This is a genomic window from Acutalibacter caecimuris, assembly GCF_034335085.1.
GTDB lineage: Bacteria > Bacillota > Clostridia > Oscillospirales > Acutalibacteraceae > Acutalibacter > Acutalibacter caecimuris.
Genome location: NZ_JAWXXJ010000034.1, coordinates 1 through 19,224 on the forward strand (window position 1 = coordinate 1; position 19,224 = coordinate 19,224).

21 protein-coding genes and 1 pseudogene are annotated in these 19,224 nt (G+C 47.3%); 5 read left to right on the forward strand and 17 right to left on the reverse strand.

Annotation, left to right across the window (positions count from 1 at the left end; all coding sequences use genetic code 11):
* Positions 1-97: 97 nt before the first annotated feature.
* On the reverse strand, positions 98-1,015 hold the full coding sequence (locus U8U01_RS15055; protein WP_322175956.1) for a DNA methyltransferase: 918 nt from the start codon (positions 1,013-1,015) through the stop codon (positions 98-100).
* A gap of 258 nt (positions 1,016-1,273) precedes the next feature.
* Between U8U01_RS15055 and U8U01_RS15060 the strand changes: the two genes are divergently transcribed.
* Both U8U01_RS15060 and U8U01_RS15065 read left to right on the forward strand, forming a co-directional pair.
* Complete coding sequence (locus U8U01_RS15060; protein WP_322175958.1) at positions 1,274-6,508, forward strand: ATP-binding protein; 5,235 nt, start codon at positions 1,274-1,276, stop codon at positions 6,506-6,508.
* A 2-nt stretch (positions 6,509-6,510) separates the two neighbouring features.
* On the forward strand, positions 6,511-8,025 hold the full coding sequence (locus U8U01_RS15065) for an ATP-binding protein (protein WP_322175961.1): 1,515 nt from the start codon (positions 6,511-6,513) through the stop codon (positions 8,023-8,025).
* A gap of 1,047 nt (positions 8,026-9,072) precedes the next feature.
* Here the strand turns inward: U8U01_RS15065 and U8U01_RS15070 are convergent.
* Both U8U01_RS15070 and U8U01_RS15075 read right to left on the reverse strand, forming a co-directional pair.
* Positions 9,073-9,222, reverse strand: a complete 150-nt coding sequence (locus U8U01_RS15070; protein ID WP_322175963.1) for a hypothetical protein — start codon at positions 9,220-9,222, stop codon at positions 9,073-9,075.
* Positions 9,223-9,506: 284 nt separating this feature from the next.
* Positions 9,507-9,917, reverse strand: a complete 411-nt coding sequence (locus U8U01_RS15075) for a hypothetical protein (RefSeq protein ID WP_322175966.1) — start codon at positions 9,915-9,917, stop codon at positions 9,507-9,509.
* 970 nt (positions 9,918-10,887) lie between these two features.
* Here U8U01_RS15075 and U8U01_RS15080 point away from each other — a divergent pair.
* Both U8U01_RS15080 and U8U01_RS15085 read left to right on the forward strand, forming a co-directional pair.
* Positions 10,888-11,073 carry a hypothetical protein gene (locus tag U8U01_RS15080; RefSeq protein ID WP_322175969.1) on the forward strand — a complete coding sequence of 62 codons (186 nt, stop codon included), beginning with the start codon at positions 10,888-10,890 and terminating at the stop codon, positions 11,071-11,073.
* A 159-nt stretch (positions 11,074-11,232) separates the two neighbouring features.
* Positions 11,233-11,769 (forward strand): hypothetical protein, encoded by a 537-nt coding sequence (locus U8U01_RS15085; RefSeq protein WP_322175971.1) that lies wholly within the window; start codon positions 11,233-11,235, stop codon positions 11,767-11,769.
* 527 nt (positions 11,770-12,296) lie between these two features.
* On the opposite strand, the gene U8U01_RS17585 is transcribed toward U8U01_RS15085, so the two are convergent.
* From U8U01_RS17585 to U8U01_RS15125, 11 genes and pseudogenes are all read right to left on the reverse strand, one after another.
* Positions 12,297-12,674 (reverse strand): hypothetical protein, encoded by a 378-nt coding sequence (locus tag U8U01_RS17585; RefSeq protein WP_437124401.1) that lies wholly within the window; start codon positions 12,672-12,674, stop codon positions 12,297-12,299.
* A 73-nt stretch (positions 12,675-12,747) separates the two neighbouring features.
* Positions 12,748-13,038 carry a recombinase family protein gene (locus U8U01_RS17590; RefSeq protein ID WP_437124402.1) on the reverse strand — a complete coding sequence of 97 codons (291 nt, stop codon included), beginning with the start codon at positions 13,036-13,038 and terminating at the stop codon, positions 12,748-12,750.
* A complete protein-coding gene (locus U8U01_RS17595) occupies positions 13,016-13,402 on the reverse strand; it encodes a recombinase family protein (RefSeq protein ID WP_437124403.1) in 387 nt (128 codons plus the stop codon). The genes U8U01_RS17590 and U8U01_RS17595 overlap by 23 nt, the downstream gene beginning before the upstream one ends.
* Before the next feature lie 11 nt (positions 13,403-13,413).
* Positions 13,414-13,778 (reverse strand): annotated as a pseudogene (locus U8U01_RS17600) (recombinase family protein).
* Positions 13,663-14,298 carry a recombinase zinc ribbon domain-containing protein gene (locus U8U01_RS15095; protein ID WP_322176023.1) on the reverse strand — a complete coding sequence of 212 codons (636 nt, stop codon included), beginning with the start codon at positions 14,296-14,298 and terminating at the stop codon, positions 13,663-13,665. Before U8U01_RS15095 ends, U8U01_RS17600 begins: the two are co-directional and overlap by 116 nt.
* Complete coding sequence (locus U8U01_RS15100) at positions 14,267-14,431, reverse strand: hypothetical protein (protein ID WP_322175974.1); 165 nt, start codon at positions 14,429-14,431, stop codon at positions 14,267-14,269. The genes U8U01_RS15095 and U8U01_RS15100 overlap by 32 nt, the downstream gene beginning before the upstream one ends.
* Positions 14,431-14,808, reverse strand: coding sequence for a hypothetical protein (locus U8U01_RS15105; RefSeq protein WP_322175976.1), 378 nt, complete (start codon positions 14,806-14,808; stop codon positions 14,431-14,433). The genes U8U01_RS15100 and U8U01_RS15105 overlap by 1 nt, the downstream gene beginning before the upstream one ends.
* On the reverse strand, positions 14,778-15,296 hold the full coding sequence (locus U8U01_RS17500) for a relaxase/mobilization nuclease domain-containing protein (RefSeq protein ID WP_367575631.1): 519 nt from the start codon (positions 15,294-15,296) through the stop codon (positions 14,778-14,780). Before U8U01_RS17500 ends, U8U01_RS15105 begins: the two co-directional genes overlap by 31 nt.
* A 40-nt stretch (positions 15,297-15,336) precedes the next feature.
* The gene (locus U8U01_RS15115; RefSeq protein WP_322175981.1) at positions 15,337-15,654 is read right to left on the reverse strand and encodes a plasmid mobilization protein; all 318 of its coding nucleotides are present in this window, start codon (positions 15,652-15,654) and stop codon (positions 15,337-15,339) included.
* A gap of 247 nt (positions 15,655-15,901) precedes the next feature.
* The gene (locus U8U01_RS15120; RefSeq protein ID WP_322175984.1) at positions 15,902-16,294 is read right to left on the reverse strand and encodes a helix-turn-helix domain-containing protein; all 393 of its coding nucleotides are present in this window, start codon (positions 16,292-16,294) and stop codon (positions 15,902-15,904) included.
* The gene (locus tag U8U01_RS15125) at positions 16,258-16,470 is read right to left on the reverse strand and encodes a helix-turn-helix domain-containing protein (protein WP_322175986.1); all 213 of its coding nucleotides are present in this window, start codon (positions 16,468-16,470) and stop codon (positions 16,258-16,260) included. Before U8U01_RS15125 ends, U8U01_RS15120 begins: the two co-directional genes overlap by 37 nt.
* A 279-nt stretch (positions 16,471-16,749) precedes the next feature.
* Between U8U01_RS15125 and U8U01_RS15130 the strand changes: the two genes are divergently transcribed.
* Positions 16,750-17,472, forward strand: coding sequence for a DUF6076 domain-containing protein (locus tag U8U01_RS15130; protein ID WP_322175990.1), 723 nt, complete (start codon positions 16,750-16,752; stop codon positions 17,470-17,472).
* Between the two features lie 32 nt (positions 17,473-17,504).
* Here U8U01_RS15130 and U8U01_RS15135 read toward each other — a convergent pair whose 3' ends face one another.
* From U8U01_RS15135 to U8U01_RS15145, 3 genes are all read right to left on the reverse strand, one after another.
* Positions 17,505-18,290: an AraC family transcriptional regulator gene (locus U8U01_RS15135; RefSeq protein WP_322175992.1), complete on the reverse strand. Its 786-nt coding sequence runs from the start codon at positions 18,288-18,290 to the stop codon at positions 17,505-17,507.
* A gap of 125 nt (positions 18,291-18,415) precedes the next feature.
* On the reverse strand, positions 18,416-18,622 hold the full coding sequence (locus U8U01_RS15140) for a hypothetical protein (RefSeq protein WP_322175995.1): 207 nt from the start codon (positions 18,620-18,622) through the stop codon (positions 18,416-18,418).
* A complete protein-coding gene (locus U8U01_RS15145) occupies positions 18,565-19,185 on the reverse strand; it encodes an MFS transporter (RefSeq protein WP_322175998.1) in 621 nt (206 codons plus the stop codon). The genes U8U01_RS15140 and U8U01_RS15145 overlap by 58 nt, the downstream gene beginning before the upstream one ends.
* Positions 19,186-19,224 lie beyond the last annotated feature (39 nt).

Here is a 19,224-nt window from a genome sequence, read left to right on the forward strand (position 1 = left end):
TGATTTTCTCCCACGCTCTGTCGCTTATATCGTGCCGATGCTGTTCTCCCGCCATTTTTTTGCCCTCCTCTTCTTTGAGGTCTATTATATCATATTTTTATTGACGACGCCGCCTAGAGATAAAGTCATCCATTTCTTCTTTGGAAAACAAATAGAATCCCTCATCCAGCGGCATATACCCAATCCCAATTTCCGGGACATCACAAATCGGCTCGTTTCGGCTTTCCACAAAAATATTCTCGGCATCCAGCAGATATCCATTGATATTTTGAACAGCCTGCAATTGTTCTCCCATGCATATTTTCTTCGGTTCGGTGTTAGGTGCAGAACTGAAACCAACTATGACACAATGAACATGGGCCTTGATTTTAGCCTCGCTGTCCCAGCGGAATGTACGGTGGGCAAAGTCAATATGTACGCCTGACTCAAACAGCGGTTTCCAAAGGTTTGCTACGGCCTCGCCCTGGGTCACAGAATTGGTGGATACCAGAGCGGCCCGGATGGACGTTCCAGCCATCAAGTCCGTAGCTTTCTTATACCAGCAGGAAACATAGTCCAGATTCCCTGCATTTTTCCATCCGGGGAAAATCGCATTAACGTCCTCTTTCTGCGCCGCGCCCATCATCCGTGCGCCTACAAACGGCGGGTTCCCCATAATGTAGTTTAACTCCCGCTTAGGTACCACGCTCTCCCAATCTGTCCGCAGAGCGTTCCCCTCGGTGATGTTCGAATAGGACTTCAGCGGCAGAAAATCCAGAGACATATGCACCACGTCCTCGGTTTCTTTCATCATCTGGCTCTCGGCAATCCAAAGTGCAGTTTTGGCAACGGTCGCCGCGAAATCGTTTATTTCTATCCCATAAAATTGGCCTATAGAAATTTGAATGATTCCCTCCATATCCATTACAATTTGCCCCTGATTGAGAATAGAGAGAAACTCGTTCTCGATTCTCCGAAGGGAAATATATGTTTCGGTAAGAAAGTTCCCGGAACCACAGGCGGGATCGGTTACCATCCCATAAATGATACAATCTAACGAAATTATAAGGATACGGTGTTAACGATGCACCTATGCAGGGTGCAAAATGCACCACCCACATAACGATTTTGGTGCAACCGTTATGTAGTATGATTCAGCAAGACAAATCTCAATTTGTAAATTGACTGTAACATCTTGAATTTTATGTCGATTTATGGTATACTTTATATGAAAAAATCTTTTTGTTGAGTTTTCTGTGGTGTCTTACCCGAATCCCTTAGGAGGCGTTGCGATATGACCGAAGAGATGCTTGAATTACTGGAGGATATTCAAGATGGGGACTATGTGTGTGTCCGTTGGGGCAATCCTCAAATTGAGACTGAAGGGATTATTAGAATTGGCACCTATTCATTGCGTATTCAGAATATGGATGGAGAGCCTACAAGAATACGGCTGAATGAGCTGAGCGGAATCACAAAAATAATACAGCCGGAAAACAGCGGTGTGGAGTCTTTCGCGCCCACTGCGCCTATAGATCAGTCTATCACTGAAACTGATTCCTCACTATCAAAGACTTCAAAAAAAGATGGAGAGCAAAAAAAGGAATTCGTCCCAATTCCGCCGTATCAACCGTACTCGTTTTCAGTCACCGATCAGATTGCCACATTTAAGATTTCTATGAAAAAGGTTTGCAGCCGGAAATTTTGCCAAGAGTCAAATGGTATTCTTGCCGGGATGACCGACGCAATAAAAAACAGGAATCAGTTTTACAAATACGGGTCTTTACGCCAAAAAGCTCTTCAACTTTGGGTGGAAAGCTGTGAAAAGGGTGAAGACTATGAGCATTTTTATAAATTGCTCGGAATTCTCGCGGTTTCTGCAGAAACATGGAGTGACGCTTTAGAGCCATTTGTACGTGCCAGGTGCTATCTGTCGGCGTCTTATGCGGCGGCAAAACTGGGGGACCAGACTCAAGAAGATATGTTTTATTTATGTGCACTTCTCAATAAAGAAACTGGAACAACCTTGAATCAACGACTAGTTGATATTTGTATCCAACATAAAGACATCACGCCGTTTGAGTTTCTTTCAAAATACTACAAAGATGATACTGTTCTAGATTCCTGTGTCGCGGCTATCTGTGCCCATGAAAACTGCCTTCTGTCAGTATCGCAAAATTTATCTGGGAGTAAGTTTGTGGACGCTTGCATTCAAGCACTGCCTATTAGCTGGCGGCAAAATGATAATTTTCGCTCTAAGTGGATCGAATTTGACAGCTATTCCTACCCTGTCGTTATATCCTCTAATGACGAGAATGATAGCGAAACGGAGTATGTCGGCTCTATCAGAAAATTTGATACAAACAAGGGAAATTGGGGGTTTGTTGGAGAGTTTTATTTCCATATTTCCCAGGTATGTGACTCCGAGGATACAGATATCCTTTTGAGAAAACTTTTGTTGGGAAATCGCGGCGTTGGACTAAATGTTAGGTACTATCTAGGAAAAAGCCAACGCCCGGGACATATTGGTGAACCTGTTGCTACCGATATCATTTTAGACAAAACATCATTCGAAGAAGCAAAAAGACGACTGGAAGAACCCGTCGTATTTCCGCAGACGGGATATATCGCATATTACGATACAGGAAAAGATAGTGGGACTTTGTTCTCTCGAGGAAAACGTTACTATTTCAGCAGTCATGATGTGCGGGATCCATATCTCAGAGCGTATTGTTTGGAATGCCTGGATTTTCGAGAGCAGGAAGTTATATTTACACCGACTAGTGAAGGAGGATTTCCGAAGAATATACGCTGGCTAAAACCGCGGGAAGAACTTATGAAAACCTATGCCGAAAACGTAACGCTAGAGCAGAAGAATGCCTGGTCAAAATTTTTACAAGAACAAGACACAAAACTTCCTGATGATCAAGAATGTCTTAAGATCAAGTTTAACTCTTTGGAGTCAATGGATTCGAACACCATTCGTAACGAGACTCCTCTGACATGGTTTCAATCGAAAGCTGTCAAAAAGGATCCCCAAAAAAGTGTTGCAAAAGAAACTATATCCCGACCCGCCATAGCAACTCCGCAAATCAAGAATGTTCAAGCAACAAACAGTTCCACGTTGTTACATAGTTCCCATTCTGGCCAAAGCCAGCACAGAGAGATATCCCGCCAAACCGCACAGCAGGCAATAGTTGAGGGACGATTGGACATCGCGGAAGATATTCTAAACAAATTGCTTAAACAGAATAATAGCAATGAGATTCCACAAATTATCGGAATGTTGATTCTCATTTATCTGCGACAGCCCGAAAAGATGGGACTTGCGAAGGAACTGCTGAAACAGTATGAAGGCCAACTCCCACAGGATAAGCAAATAAATCTCAGAATCTCCATTTTGGAAAAGACAAAAGATGACGATGAAGAACTTTGCAAGCTCTACGAGGAGTCCATTAGCCTAGCTTCCACGCCGGCACAAAAGGCCCATCGGCTACTTTTTATGGGTAGCCTATATATGCGGATGGAGAATTATCCGCTGGCACTTAAGGCATTCCAGCGATGGGAAAAGCTCTACACACAGAGTCGCTATACCCAGGACGCCAAAAAGATGCAGGGGAATGTGCAGAATATTAACCGACAAAAGGCCATCTGTTTCTACCGAACGGATAATACTGATGAAGCGAAAAGGATTGCAGTCGACTTAGTGCGGCTCAATCCATCGGACACTATCGCTGCTGCGATTTTGGATGATACATTGGATGTTGAGATTATCAGCAACTCTGATTATGATACGCAAACCGGTGATGAGCATTTTTTCAATGATGACTTCGTAGATGTTGATTCTAGATTACCCAAATGGATCCGCAACCAAATTGACAGCCTAGATTTGAGTGAGGTTACAAGCGCAAAAAACATTAAAGATGGGCGTTATATTGGTTCACTTGATGAGGTAAAGAAGGACTATGATCGACAGATCAATCAATCCAAACAGAAAGCTTCGCCCAGCGTGCGTTGTAAAGCGCTTCTCGCAGCATATAAGATTAAAGAGCAAGCACAGCAACCTGTGTCCCAACGCTTATGTGGTCGCGCAATTGCCTCGTGGGGACACTATATGGCAACACAGCCCCGTCAGATGGACACGCCCCGTATGGCATATTTGTATGCTTTGCAACTTCTTGATTTTGGTGAGCAGGACTGGACGGATTCTTATAACGCTTATCTGAAATCTTATTTTATGAACAGGAGCGAGTTTGAAGATTATATCCGGTTTCAGCTCCGCAGCGGGCAGAATGAGCGTCTGAATACAGATGTCTTCACGACCCACCGGATTCGTGATGAGCTCTTTTACGAATTTTTCGTAGGTATTATATATTTTGTGGGAAAACTAACAGGTAAGCAGTTCGACATAGTGGCAGATGGATTGTACCACGCCAACGAGAAGTTGCGAAATGCAGTCTGTGCTAGGCTCGAAATGGTTCTAAGTAAGAAGTTTGCAGGGGATGAGCAAAATTTTAAAGACGCACTTCGCTTAGCACATCAAGAGTTTGAAAAGCAACTGAACAAACTATGTCGTCATTTGCAGAAGTGTATGGGTAATATTTTGGAAATGCCTATCCCTGAGAATGAATTAGAAATTTTCTCTGTTGACAGTCTCACGTTTGTCCTCACGAAAACGGACCAGGATCGCATGGCAGCGATTCGTGATATTCTCCTCGGGATGCGGAGTTATTTCTCCAGCAGTGACTTTGAGAACCAGGCCGACTGCTTGCGGATCGGCATCAGTAAGGCGGCAGAGTTGGTTGCCTCCATTCAGGGAGAGCCGACAGATTTCTCCTATGAGAATATCCTTCCGCTGATGGACTCCATGATTCTCAAACTGACAGGCGCACAGGACAGTTTATACAAGGTTTATACACCCAGTATCGACCTAAATGAAAGTGATAAACCTCATCGCACTGAGGACGGTGGCATCTTTGTGTATCTGAAGGTGTCCAATAAACCTCGGCACCAAACGGCAGATAGGATCGAGGTTGCAGTGAAGAAAGAGGGAGGAGTCATCCGGCTTAGGGAATCCTGCGCAGCCTTTTCACTCCGTGGCGGGGAAGAACGGGATATTGTTCTAACTCTGGATGTACTCGAGAGTGCAATACAGGGGGGGAGTTTTTCTACTTATGTGATGTGCCGATATGCGTACAACGCAGAACCGGATAAGCGTACAGATGATGGGATATGCGAGAAACCAATGACTTTTATAATAAGTAGCGAAACATTCACTCGCCTTAATAATCCTTTCCGCAAGTATGTCGGTGTGAAGATGGATAAAGAGGAAATGTTTTTTGGCCGAGATGCCATGATCCAACTGCTGGTCGACAAAATCTGCGACTTGGACGGGCACATGAGTTATGGACGAGCCGTTGCGATATATGGGCAGACCCGGTGTGGAAAATCTAGCTTGATGATTCACCTTAAAAGGCACCTGGAAGAGGAGTTTCCTCAGCAATTGCTGGTGTGGGATATGCAGAACATCGGCGATAGCACGGAAGACACGCAAAACACTGGCAACAGCATGAAAGACATGCAAATGAGCGATTTTCTCTATAAGATGCTAGATGTTGGAGAGTATGCGCTTTTGGATCATCCTGTCCTTGGTCCAATTATCCAAAGCCAGAATATCCGGGCGCCTCGTGAGGAAGTTTTATCTGGGGATCACCCTCTTACCCGTTTCAATAGCTACATGAATCAGATAAACAGGGTTCTGGAAAAGAACAACTGCATTATCGTACTCTTTATTGATGAGTTCTCCTATCTACATGACTTGATCAAGCGCCAGATTCTTCCGCCGAGTTTTATGAGGTTCTGGAAAGCGTTTCTACAAAACAACAAGGTCTTCGCTCTCGTCGCAGGCCAGGATGATATGCCGGAATTTATTGCTGAACACCAGAATGAATTCGCTACGATGGACCTTCTGAAGGTGACCTACCTGGATGAGATGCCGGCTAAGCAGCTATTTATGGAGCCGCTCAAAACATACAATATCGGCCGAGTCAATATCGACCCGCTTTGTGCAGATAGGCTGTTTAGTCTTACTGCTGGGAGTGCCTATCTAATCATTATCCTCTGTTCAGCACTGGTCGACTATTTAAACCAGAAACAGGCATCGAACATAGCGCCCGGTATTTTCGATGACTTTCTGCAGAAAAAGGTTTTCAGTGACAAGGATTCATGCCTGGAGGAAGTGTACTTCGAGCCGCAACTGCAGGAGCGAGGCCACGAAGAGTTATGTGAGGAAAACCATAGAATCCTATGTGCCATCGCTGAGCTTTCCCGGGAGCCGGGCCAGGCAAACGCCGCAAAAATTGCTGAACGAACCAGCATGGAAGAAACACGAGTCCGTGAGTTGACAGAGCGCTTAGTTAATCGTCAGGTCATTGACCGAGAGATTGGCCAAATCATAGACCAGAACCAGCCATGTTTCAAAATCAGGGTAAAGCTGTTTGAACAATGGTTAAGACTTAAGGGGGAATAGTTATGTTGGTATCTAAGAAACGAAATATCTTTGTGGTCGGTCCAGAGGCAACAGGGGACTCCTTTTTGGGACGTAAGACTGAGGTGGAGAAACTTGATGAGGATATTTTCCTAAATGAGGGTACTTGTCATCTAGTTGGCGTTCCCCGAATCGGAAAGTCATCTCTGATAAAGCGAGTGCTCAGTCTCCATGCGGACGATGAGGACTGCCTTATCTTAAAGCGGAATATGGGTGAGAGCAACAGCGCTTTCCAGTTCTGGTGTAGTGTTTGGGAAGGAATCCTATCTGGGCTGGAGGAGAAGGGCATTCCTCTGACATCCTTTCAACCCTTCTTGGATCAGCTACAAGCCATTGATGGGGATGATCCAAAATGGTACTTCCGGATGAACGGCCCAATCAAACGGTTATGTTGCGCCTTGGGAAAGAACAAATTGCGGCTAATTCTTGTTATTGACGAGTTCGATGCAGTGTTAGAAGTTTTTGGCCAAGATAACTGTCATTATCAGCTCCTACGCACACTGGCATCCGAACGGGAACACGCCGTAACCTGTGTAGTGGTTTCCCGTAAAAGCCTATCTCTTCTTGAGAGTCGGGCCTCTAGCCTCTCCACGTTTCACGGTGTCTTTCCTTCACAGCGCATCTTGGGCTTTAATCATCGGGACATGGAAGAGGTCTACAACACACTAGCTACATATGATATCCAGTTGACGGACAGTGCCAGCGAGCAGATAACCTACTACACAGGCAACATTCCTATGCTTTGCTGTATGCTGTGCAAGCGGATGGTGGACGAGTATCGTGGACAGCCGGTTGATGTCGACTTGATTGACGAGCTCTGGCGAGACAGCCGAGAGAGGGTTTATACATATTACGATGATCTTATCTCTCATCTGCAAAAAGACGGTTTTCTAGATGAGCTATCTTCCATCCTCTTTCTCAAGGGCAAGTCGGTAAATAAAGCATTGAAAGAGCGGATGGAGGATATGGGCATTCTACGCCCCTTGGTGAGCGAAGATGGATTCTATGCCTACAGCCAAGATTTTACCACGTATTTGAAACTCAGTAAGTTGAATCTCCCCACTTGGGATTTGATTATTGCCGTAGAAGAAAGACTCAAGGAACTGATGGTGTCGGAGTATCCGCAACTCATGCAGGACGAGTTTAAGAACTTGAGTGAGGAAAAATGTAACAAGATTAATGATATCACTGGCCTGAGGCTGTGCTGGAAAACGGTCAGCGGCAACTGTCGGAAACTAATCGCTCACAAGGATGAAATCTTTCTCATTGACGGCCTTGGGTTTGGCTTTGTGGTAGACTGTATCCTTTATGAAAAGAACTGGAAAAGTCGCTTTTCCAAGCGTTTCCCCGCCAATGACGGTGACTGGTACGCACGGCTGGAACTGATGCGAAAAATACGAGATCCGCTTGCGCACAGCCATGGAAAATATTTAAGCGATAGCGATTTAGCGCAATGCAACCGCTACTGCGAAGAATTGATTAAGCTCGACTTAGCATAATATGGCAGGGAAAATCCGTGAGATTATTCTTCTGCAGGCCTGCTTTTCCCATCCTTAGACTTTATTCTTTGGTGGCGAGTGTTACCAACTGTGGATCTGTTCGTACTGCCTCCGAATAGTAGAGGTGATCTCGCCCTTTCTAAACTAAAGCGTGTTCGTGTATTCAGCGGTTTAGACTACAGCTTTACTCAACCTACTTGTTTGTTCTCCATATCTGCATCTACGCAGTGGCATTCCTTGACGCAATTACCACTATCATTCGTGGCTAGGAAACAGATTGTGATAAAAGCAGTGTATGGAAGTGTATCCCGCCATTAAATTCAATTCGGACAGTCCATCCTTTGTGTGGGGGGTTAAGAAAAACGAAGCTGCAAAGCACTGGGGACAGTATGCTCAATAGTTTGAGAAACTGGGACTTTGAATATGTTTTTACCGCTTTTACAGACGATTTAAGGGATCTTTTTTACCGTAACGTAAATCCATATTTTCAAAACATAGGGTTATGTAAGGATTTATATGTTTCTCTGTTGACTTATAAGGATAATGTAACAAAATCATCTATTTCAAATTTCAATAACCGTTGCCCTTTGCTATAAGTGTTCCTGGATGAAATGATTAAGTCCAAGTAAAAGCAAAAAACAGGGGGGCACCTCCCCTCTGCTCGATCGATTCTGTGCCGGCTTGTGCTGGGCAATCTTCTGCCGCTCATGCTCCTTGCGAGCCCTAGAAGAAGAGCGCCCATCTGCCACCTTGAACTCGATAATACTGCCGCCACTACCGGGCGCCAGCCTGCCGTTCTGTTGATGTTCCCGGGTGCGCCGTGAGAGGTCACAGGTTTTACCTATGTTAGGTAATGCGACTATCCTTATTACGGATGCGGTACTCACCCGGAGCTGCGGGCGGTTTAGTCCCCGTTCCGGTAGATGGGGTGTACTTAGTGGGGAGCCGGGTTTATATGTCGACATTGCAATCTCTCCTTTATTTCACTTAGCACGGCCATTGCGGAAAGTTGCTCCCGCAGCCCGTGCGTTATCAGCTCTGGCACGATTAACCTTTGCCTGCTCGTAGCAGACGTGCCGTTCCGTAGTGGAAATTGCCTTCCCCGCCTTCGGCCATCGCCCAATGCCGGTCTCTATCGCGCTTGAACCGATTCGCCCTTGCGGAAAACATATCGCCGGGATTTTTAAAAAAGCCCATAAGTTAAGCTCCTTTCGCATCTTAGACCTTAAGGTCTGGCAAATGAGTGTGTTGTTGCTACCATTTTGGGAAGATCAGTCGTAGGGCTCATCGTCATCGACCATTTCTACAAGGCCCGCAGTTAAACTCAGGCCTCCTCCCGTGAGGGTCCCTATAGCCGCACCTGTGGAAACAGAAGTACCTGCGATAACTGCGATAGCCTTGCCAATCAAGGCTCCAGCACTTGCACCTGTAGCGATCAGAGACAAAATGAACATAGAAATCACCCTTTCAAAAAAGTGTAGTTATGGGTCGTGGAACATCTCATCTGGAGCAGCAAGCCTTGGCAAAGTCATTTGCCAGAAACCATCTATTGCCTCAGTCAGAGAAGCGGCAGTTCCCGCGTTGACGATATTCCCGATGCCCGGGATCCATCCAACAAGGACTTGTGAAATACCCCTGCCAACTGCCGCGCCAGATGCTGAAGGCAGCGATGCCATTCCTGCGCTCTCGCTCAGCTCTAGGTCAAACACCTTGCCAAGACTTAAGACCATGGCAAGCTGAATAGGCGTAATGACAATGCTGTCGCTGGCTGGGATCTGAGCCAGGCCACCTCCTACTACTCCGGCCGCGGCGCTGGCTATGTGGATGATGGCATGGCATTTGGCCTGCTCCGTGTTTTGTGGTTTGTTCCTTGCTGTGATTGAGTATACCACAACTTGTTAAATAAAAAATGCAAAAACTGTGCAAATAAAAGATTTTAAGATGGTGATGTATTATGAGCCGAAAAGATATCAGAGATTTTGATAGCTTTCGGAAGGTGCTTGAGCATATATATAAATATGGTTTCTAATCCCGTGAAGATTTCATCGGTCAAAACATTGTCACGCCTCGAGTGTACGACAACATCATTCGGTAATTACGAGATTTATACTTTTTAGATGTACTGGATGAAACAAAACCCATCCGGGAAGACATCTCACTGAAAAGCAAGCGAAAATGCTACCGTTTCCTGCGAGACCCCTTTGGAGATAATGGCCAGGACCTTTTAGCTCCTTATGGGTTGTTTGCTGCAAGAAATCAAGTCATTTTCCGTTTGATAATCTGTCTGGTACTAGTGGCTTGTTTGGGCAAAGCCACAGTTTCACAGATAGATGACAATATTCAGCAACTAGATCCGCAGGAAGATCTCTAGAAAGAAAATACGAAATCTAGTAAGAATAATTTTGTTCCAGCTTTTGTCCGAAGAGACCTGGATGACCTGGTAACAGCCGGGTATTTAGCGAAAAAGAAGAAGGTCTATACTCTTAGCAATCCTTTCCATGGCCTTGGGGATGATGCGCTTGTGAGACTATAGTATTTATCATCCTATTATGCCGGAGCAGGATTTCCCCGAGTGCCCGCGGGCTTTTCATGTAAAACTTTGCGCCGCCATATTCTGTCCAAGAATCTACCTGATCCGCCGATCGCTTTCATTTTCAAAGATGTTCCTGCAGGGAATGTTCTGGATGAACCAGCTGTATTCCGGCTCTTAGAGGCTTGTAAAGAGCACCGCAAAGTCAGCCAGGTGCTTATAAAAAATTAAACAGAGAGGAAAGTTCAGCCAGTTGTCCTTCGAGTGGATGTCCGGCTTGGACGCTGGTATCTGTTGGCTATGCAGAGGATGATACTCCAGATGTTATGCGGGTGTCTAATCTGAAAAAGGTAAAACTTCTTGATGATGTTTTTGACTATCATATCGCCTCCACCAAGATGATGGAGGCTTTCCAATATAGCTTTCTCTCTGGCAAGCCCCGAGAAGAACCTGTCGTTGTTGAGGCGGAGTTGCATTTTCAAGATGAGGACCTACAAAAACAAAAGGATCGATTGTAAATCGTGACGGCAAAAAGATATACCGGGTTAAAATCAATGATCCCATCAAACTCAAGCCGTTCTTCCGTCGATATAGGGATTGCTTGCGCATTCTGCCTGGAAAGGGGCATAGCCTTGACGTAGAGTTGCGGGATGAATATGAAAGGATGCTAAGTCATTATGGAACTGTTCAATAAGTACGGAAATTCTGAAGTGCTGTTTCTTCTAGATCTTTTTAGTCAGCCACAACCATTTTCAAGTGAAGATGTCAAGCTTGCTGTGCGTAAAAATCATGCCTATCCAGAAAATTGGAGTTTCTCTTTTGCGATGGCAAAATGGGTCACTATGGGCCTTTTTGAAGTCATGGCCGAAAAAGCTTATCAGATAGCGCAAAATCTGAGTTCCTTTGCCGCACCTCCAGATAATCGAGAATTTTCATTTCTTCAAGACATATTGACCACTCAAGAGACTGGACTTTTCTTCTCCAGTAGTGAAACTGCTGATATTAAAGATAACAATTCAACTCTTTTCCAATATATCCATCGCAAAAATCTACAAGGACGGGAAAGTGAACTGAAAAATCTAGACACAGATGTATTTAAAGTTTTATTAGGGGCAATCTACAGGAAGGAAACTGTAATACTGACTGGATTGCAGGTGCCACAAGAGTCATTGGTTCCCTACCGGCTTGAGGCCAGTGTGCTCGATGGGGTGTAGCGATTGATTGGTTACACCCCAGCCACTGACACAGTTAGCTGGATTTCTTTAAATGATATCAAAACAGTTACAACGCAAGGGCCCTGCGCTGTAACTGAGGAGGAAATTCAAGTTGCTATCTCTAGGAAGTTGATATCAGAACCGGTAGAGATACTAGTCCGGGATGAGAAAAACGCTTTAGATCGGTGCTTTTTAGTTTTCAGCAGTATGCCAGAACTGGAGGCCACACAATTGGGAGAAAATAAGTACGGCTTATGATTCCGGCTATTCCAACAGGAGATACCTTCAGTTTTGTGCCAACTTCTTTATCGGGGTAAGTGTGTTGAACTAAAATTGCCAGAAAAGCTAAGAAATGATATTATTTATATATTACAAGATTCTATCAAACTCCAGTATATCAAATAAATATCTTTGACTGGAAACAAGACATCGTGAGTGTGGTTTTATACAGCTATTTCCATCCCATCCCTAAAGGTAACAATTATCTCCTTACCCCGTCCAACTGTAGCGAACTCCACCATACTACACTAAAGCCGCTCATCAAACTCGGCCAGAATGCCTTCTTGCTCCTGCATGGTCCTGATGAACTCCAACAGCCGCTCACTCTGAGCAGCCTTTGCAGAGATAGCGTCAACCACCTCATCATACCGCACTTTGGCACCATTGTAGCGCCTAACCAGAGCGTCATACCGCTCCTGATAATCATCTTGGTTCTGCGCAATACGGACGTTTTCAGCAATCAATTCCTGCGCCATCTCTGCTGCTACGGACATCTCTTCTTCCAGCATATGCTTTTCTGCCTCCAAATCATCCGTCCGGCAGAGCGTTTTGCGCATGATTTCAGCATTAGTGACAATCTCTGCCTTCTCGGTAACAAGCTGACACCAACGCCGCCTTGATTTCATCTTACTTAATATGGGGAGTTTGGCACTTTTCGCCGTTATACTTGGGGTTGCAGCGGTAGATAACCTTGCGGTACTAGTCAGTCGAATGCCAGACCTTGGAGCCGAACCATCCGCCGTAATCAGCAGATTTTATCTTGTTGGAGAAGATACTGACGCCGCTGTAGCGAGAACTGTCGCTCTTGCGTGTCTCTAGTTCGGCCTGTACCATATCGAACACCGCAGGACTGATAATAGCCTCATGGTTCACCTCTACATAATACTGCGGTATCTGACCCTCGATCTTCTTCATTTTCTTGTTGAGAAAGTCCACGGTATACTCTTTTTGCAAAAGGGCATCGCCCTTATACTTCTCGTTCGAAAGCATTCGGCGTACCGTCTGCTGATTCCACACAGCCTTGCCGCCAGGGGTCTTGATGCCCTGCCTGGGTGAGCTCTACAGCAATGAAGTGTGGGCTCATGCCTTCGAGGAACAGGGAGAAGATAGGCCGCACAGTTTCCGCCTGCTCGGTGTTTACCACGATGGTGCCGTCAGGGCCTTTATCCAAACCGAGGACCCGGCTATACGCGAAACTCACCTTCCCATCGGCAAAGCGCTTGCGCTGCCCCCAGGTGACGTTTTCCGAAATGGAACGGCTCTCCTCCTGGGCCAGCGAGGACATGATGGTGATGAGCAGTTCGCCCTTAGAATCCAAGGTCCAGATATTCTCCTTCTCGAAGTAAATTTCCATGCCTGCATCCTTCAGCTGGCGCACCGTGGCGTGGTAAGACTGTCCATGGTATTCCGGGCAAAGCGGCTCACACTTTTGGTGATAATGAGGTCAATTTTTCCGGCGAGAGCGTCAGCTATCATAGCCTTAAAGCCTTCACGTTTCTTGGTATTTGTTGCTGACCCTCGTCCGTGTATATGGAAACGAACTCCCAATCATCCCTACTCCTGATGTAGCTATTGTAATAATCGATCTGCACCTCATAGCTGGTGGTTTGGTCCTCATGGTCCGTGGACACACGGGCATAACTGACAACCCGGCGTTTCTTTGTGCTGTTGATGGGAGCGGCGGTATATTTGCTTATGGTAGCCGGTTTCGCCGTTACTTTTCTTGCCATTTGTCGCCACGCTCCTTCTATCCATTGAACCCCATACCCGTGCCGATTCTGCCGCCGAGGTAGTTATATTCGATCCACAGGGCCTTGCGCTCCGACGTCCACATGGCTCTCTTGGCGTCAGATTTCCTTTTACCTCGCCGCTATAGAAACGGAACTCCGTCGTGTCTTTTCCGATAACGACGATGCTCTCAATACGCTCCGCAAAGGCGCTCTCGTTAAACTCATCAGTGCCAAGAACATTGGAGCATACGCCCTTGAGCAATTTTTCAGGAATATCCCTCGCACCGCAGCTTGCGGTTCTGCCCTTCTTTGAACCGCAAGTCCAAATGACGTAACCGCCCTGTTTCCGTGCGGAGCGAACGAAACTCCGATCACAGTTCCCGCATTTGGTTTTGCTGGAAAAGCAGGACAGATTCAGTGCCTTATTCGCGAAACAGCCAACCTCCCTTCGCCGTGCCATTTCCTCTTGCACATAGTCAAAAGTGGCTTTATCGATGGTGGCGGGATGACTTCTCCACATAGTACTGCGGTAATTCGCCACGATTTTTCTTCTTATGCTTGGTGATAGGGTCTTTGATAAACTCCTTCTGCAGGAGCAGATTGCCCGTGTAGGTGATGTTGGTAAGTATCAACTTGATGTTGGAATCCCGCATTACACAACCATGGGCGGCAAGTCCGGCGTGTCAAATGCCTGCTCTAAGTACCTGCCGAAACGCACGGCATCGCTGACGAGTTCGCCGAGCCAGCCCTCGTCAGGTTCCTCGGCAGCTGGACTGAATCCGAAAACCTGGCGGTACAGAAACAGCATTTCCAGATTCTGTTTGAGGAAAGTCTCATCGTGCAAGCTGTTGTCACGACAGCGTCTACCCTCTGGCGTGATAAACGCAATGTGCTTTCGGGTATCAGTCCACACTACTTGGTACCCCTCTTGCTCCATGTTATAGATAAAGGATGATTTCCGGTCATCTGCGTATTCCAAAGCCTCGTTGATGGCTAAAATCAAATCCAGTTTCCAACTCTCACCTTGCAAGCTGGCCTGGTATTCTCCGGGGTCATGCGCTTTGTATTTTCTTGTCTTTCAGCTTTTTTCAAAACTGCAAGCCCATGTCTTTGACAAGCCGTATCGTTGGCATTCCGATGAACCTGCAAATCTGCGGCGTTCTGGTGGAACTTCCTGCCGTCCACGCAGCTAACGGAATTTACCACCAGGTGATTGTGAAGGTGACCAGTACCAAGATGCGTAGCCACTACAACTTCAAAATTGGGGAATTCCCGTTCTGCAAGCTCGAGACCAATGATGTTAGCCTCTTGCGGGGTAAGGCAATCGTCGTCGGAAAAGGGTTGCACGAAGTGGTGGAGTTGTCGCCCATCTGTTTTCCGAAACTGCCGTTTCGTTGTAAGCATTTCTGTGTAAGCGTACTGGGGAGCACAATTGTGCCCTGATACAAATTTGAAATCTCCCTGTCTGGTTTTGCGTTCTTGGGCAACGTATTTCAGCACACCATGGAGCGCGCCCACTGTCTGTTTCTTATTCCGAATTGCTACAAAGGTCGCTATACTATCTCACCTCTCTTGCAATCTTTTCCAAAGCGGAATAAACTTTGGTGTAAGTGTTCACCAAAGTTTCCATTTGCAAGTCGTTGAACCTGCCCATGTTTGCCAGCACGGCTATCTGGTTAATGTTCCTGCCCTGTGCTTTCAACTCGGACAAAATTCCTTGCAAGCCCTCCACCCGCACAATTTTCTTGCCAAGCCCGCACTGAACGAGATAGGCGGTTACCGTCATTCCAGCCCCTTGCGTGCGCTTTTGTATAGCTGATTTTTCACTCGGTGTAAGCCTTGCCGTGATGATTTCTGTTTTCTTTTTTCCCTTCAAGTCCCTCTCCTTTTTTATCTTCCCTGGCCCCGTGCGACCGGCGTATAGCCGGCGCTATGCTTGCCCCTGCCTAAAAGGCAGGATTTTCTCTGCCCAACTGTCCTGGGAATTTTTTCCGACCACTTCTCCCAAAACATCCAGCAAGGCTGTTTCCTGCCCTTAACCTTGTCAGCTTCCCTACCCTTTGGTTTACCCGCCCGACACGGGCCGCACAGGCCCCACAAACGGCGTTGGTGTGGTTCCGTTTTTATTTCCACAACTGCCCCTCGTTGTAGTTGTCTATCGCCTGTTGGATAGGAAGAATCTTGTATTGCAAATTTTCATTACGGATTTGTCCGCTCAATTCATACTTGGACGGCTCGATTTGAATCAATTCCTTATACCAAAGTTCGTGCACATATTTCCGTACTGTGTTTTCGCCCATACCCACGGCTTTGCCAATAGTCTTGTAGCTCGGCCAGCACTGATGCGATGTCCTGTCCTCGTAGTGCATGAGGTAGCTGTAGCTTGCGATTTCCCCAGCCGATAGCCCGATGTGAAAAATTGCATTGGGCAGAGGGAAAAAGTTTGCAGGCCGTTCTGCCTTTGCTGAAGTGAAATAATTTATAACGTACTGTCCCCTGTCTGGCTCTCGATCCACAAGAGGAATTTCTCCTTGGGCACCACCAAGCGTGAGCCGATTTTCAGTACTGGGAAACCCTCCTGATGCAGCAGTTCGTAGGCCCCTGCCCTAGAAATGCCCAAAACCTGTGCCACTGTTCGCGCGCTAAGGAACAGTGGCAGCTCTTCGTGGTTTCTGAATTTGGATTGCAGCATTGGCACTTCCTGGAAAATTTTCCTTAGAATTTTCAAATCCTTGTTGTAGACTTATTCTTAAATCTGAGATTGATTTTAAGTGCGGTCTTATAGTAATACCTGGAAATCGATTTGTCAAGGGGAATTTTAAAAATATTCTAAATTTTATGATTGGGGAGTGGCGCAAGTGTTTGATTATGTGTTCTAACCTATTTTGCTGAGGGCCGGGAGCATTTCGTTTATGCCGACACGGTATGTTCCCGGAAAAAGGAAAAGGACTTCCCATTTCTGGAACGCCTTTTGCGGTTTGTCTATCTGGACATCTGGTCATTGGAGGACGAGTTCAAGAGGATGGACAAAGCGTTGTTGGATTTTTACAGAGAGCCCGGCTTTGATTCTCAGGCTGAGGTGATGAGTATGCTCGAGAAATTGGCAAGCCAGCACATCTATTTCGAGCTCCTGCGCTTGGACTGGCAGGCGCGATTCCATTATGCAGAGCAACATCCTGACGAGGATATCCACACAATTCTCCCGCACAAACAGCTTGTGCACATCCCCAGCACCGTCGATATGTTTCAAAAACAAATCATGCGGCTGTTTCAAGATGTGCTGGATATCGACGACGGCAAAAAGAAGCCAACCCAAGAAAAGCTGCGAACGTATCTGGATAAGGAGAAACCGCACCCGCTTTATGCGTACAAGTTCCAGCCGATTTCTACCATCTATGAGCGAATCAGTAAAGGTGCTTTCGCCGAAACCCTCCATCCGGTTTCCATCTACGACCTTATTGAGTTCACCTTCCGCGAGTGTGTCAAGTGCGAACAGCGTATGCGCATCTGCTCCTACTGCGGCAAGTATTTTGCCATTCCCCGGCGCAACACGGCGGAGTTCTGCACCCTGACTGTGGACGAGAATGGACACACCTGCAAGGAGGTTGGCGCCATGAAACGCTGGGCGGAGAAGAAAAACTCTGACGAGCTGTTTAAGGAGTACCGCCGGGAGTGCAAGAAACGCTTTAATTAGATAAAGGCGGGAAAGATAAGCCCCGGCACATTCTACGCGTGGAGCGCTGTCGTGAAGGGGAAGCGGGGTGAGTGTGCTGAAGGCAGACTGTCCTTTGATGAATTCAAGAAGTGGCTAAGCGAATCATAATGAAAAAGGGCTGGAATTCTCCAGCCCTTCTCTTTGTTAAGCGGCGCAGATTTTGAGTGATCCAGGCTGTTGGCTACTGTTTGAATCGGATTTGTCAAACCATGAAAACAAACAACTCCACACCTAAATGTCCTGCGGCAGGGCGTTATTCTACCGTTAGGGCAGAACCTGCTGTGCTGCCGCCCTATACTCCACCGGAGAGCTATGACCGCCTTAAGTGATTTGGAAAAATAGCTGTGGATGGAAAAACCACAGTGGAAAGCGATATCCGTCACAGGGTTGTCGGTAGAAACCAAGCGCTGGGCCGCGGTCAGGATGCGTCTGCGCTGGAGGTACTCCACCGGGCTGCAGTGCAGGTAGCGCTGGAACGCCTTCTGGCAGGTGCGGCGGCAGACATGGGCGGCACCGGCGATATCCCGTACGGTGACTTCACGCCCTAAATTTTCCTCGATCCAGCTCATCATTTCCTTTACCCGTACTTCCTGTTCTCCGGCCATCCGGCGGGCAGGTATGAGCCGGGCTTTTTCTGTTATCATGGCAATCATGCGGGAAAGCCCTGTGCGCGCCTCAAACTCAAAGCCCAGGGCCTCCTGCCCGCAGGCAGCGCACACCCGGTCGAACTCGCGGGAAAACCGGGTTTCTGCCGGGAAAAGCAAAAATGCAGGGCCGTCTGCCAGCAGGGGCAGCACGTACCGGGTGTCGAATACGCTGCTCGGCGCGCGGATACAATTTCGGGGCCAAACACTTAGGAGCGGTAGTGCCAGCCTCCGGACAAATCCATGGAATGAAACACGTCGGTATTGAAAAAGCAGCTCTACCCTGGTTCCAGGGTGAATTCTTCCGTCCCGGCCCGCACGCGCACATGACCCGTTTCCAGCCGGAACAGCTCCAGTTCCCGGTGCCAGTGGGCAATGATGCCCTTCCAGTGGCTGCCATGGGTGCCGGCAGAAACGTCGTTGTCGGTTAAATCAAAAGGCTCCCGGCCCTTGTTAAAGATTTCCTTCCCCTTAGAGTCCAGCAAAGCTGGGGCGCACCCATACAGGCAATCCCTACAAGGATAAGCAGGGTGGCGGGAACTCCCAGCGCATCCAGCAGTGTGCCGCCTAAAACGGCAGCCAGCACGCACCCCAAGATGTAGGCGCTGCCCACCAGAGACTGCCCCCGCAGGCGGCTTTCCGACGGGAACCAGCGGTCGACACAGCAGACGATGGAAGGGATATAAAAGGCGTAGCTGCAAAACTGCAGGAATTCCGCTGCGTATATGGCAGTGGGCGATTTGGCTAAGAAAACCAGGAAGGTCTTGAAAGCCCAGGCCCATGCAGCAAAAATCAAGATGGTTTGGTCGCTCAGCTGCCTGCGCAGTTTCCCATGCAGCCATATAGCTGAAACCTCTACGAAAGCAGCGATGGACAGGGCCAGCCCCAGGTTTTCCGTCCCTCCGCCCAGACTTTGCATAATTTGCAGCATGAAATTGTCGATGAGGACGTGCGCCAGGGAAAGACAGATGATTCCTGCCAGCAGCAGCGGGAAACCGGCGGGATACCTGTTTTTGTTTTTGCTGTCTTTTGTGGAAGGGCTTTCCAACGGTTGCCCCGGCAGGCTTGGGGAGCTTAGCAAAGAGAG

Excerpts from the sequence above, each read along its gene's own strand:
- U8U01_RS15055 (WP_322175956.1), bottom strand. The coding sequence starts at position 1,015 with ATGGTAACCGATCCCGCCTGTGGTTCCGGGAACTTTCTTACCGAAACA.
- U8U01_RS15060 (WP_322175958.1), top strand. The coding sequence starts at position 1,274 with ATGACCGAAGAGATGCTTGAATTACTGGAGGATATTCAAGATGGGGAC.
- U8U01_RS15065 (WP_322175961.1), top strand. The coding sequence starts at position 6,511 with ATGTTGGTATCTAAGAAACGAAATATCTTTGTGGTCGGTCCAGAGGCA.
- U8U01_RS15070 (WP_322175963.1), bottom strand. The coding sequence starts at position 9,222 with ATGGGCTTTTTTAAAAATCCCGGCGATATGTTTTCCGCAAGGGCGAAT.
- U8U01_RS15085 (WP_322175971.1), top strand. The coding sequence starts at position 11,233 with ATGGAACTGTTCAATAAGTACGGAAATTCTGAAGTGCTGTTTCTTCTA.
- U8U01_RS17585 (WP_437124401.1), bottom strand. The coding sequence starts at position 12,674 with ATGAAATCAAGGCGGCGTTGGTGTCAGCTTGTTACCGAGAAGGCAGAG.
- U8U01_RS17590 (WP_437124402.1), bottom strand. The coding sequence starts at position 13,038 with ATGCTTTCGAACGAGAAGTATAAGGGCGATGCCCTTTTGCAAAAAGAG.
- U8U01_RS17595 (WP_437124403.1), bottom strand. The coding sequence starts at position 13,402 with ATGGAAATTTACTTCGAGAAGGAGAATATCTGGACCTTGGATTCTAAG.
- U8U01_RS15095 (WP_322176023.1), bottom strand. The coding sequence starts at position 14,298 with ATGTGGAGAAGTCATCCCGCCACCATCGATAAAGCCACTTTTGACTAT.
- U8U01_RS15100 (WP_322175974.1), bottom strand. The coding sequence starts at position 14,431 with ATGCGGGATTCCAACATCAAGTTGATACTTACCAACATCACCTACACG.
- U8U01_RS15125 (WP_322175986.1), bottom strand. The coding sequence starts at position 16,470 with ATGCTGCAATCCAAATTCAGAAACCACGAAGAGCTGCCACTGTTCCTT.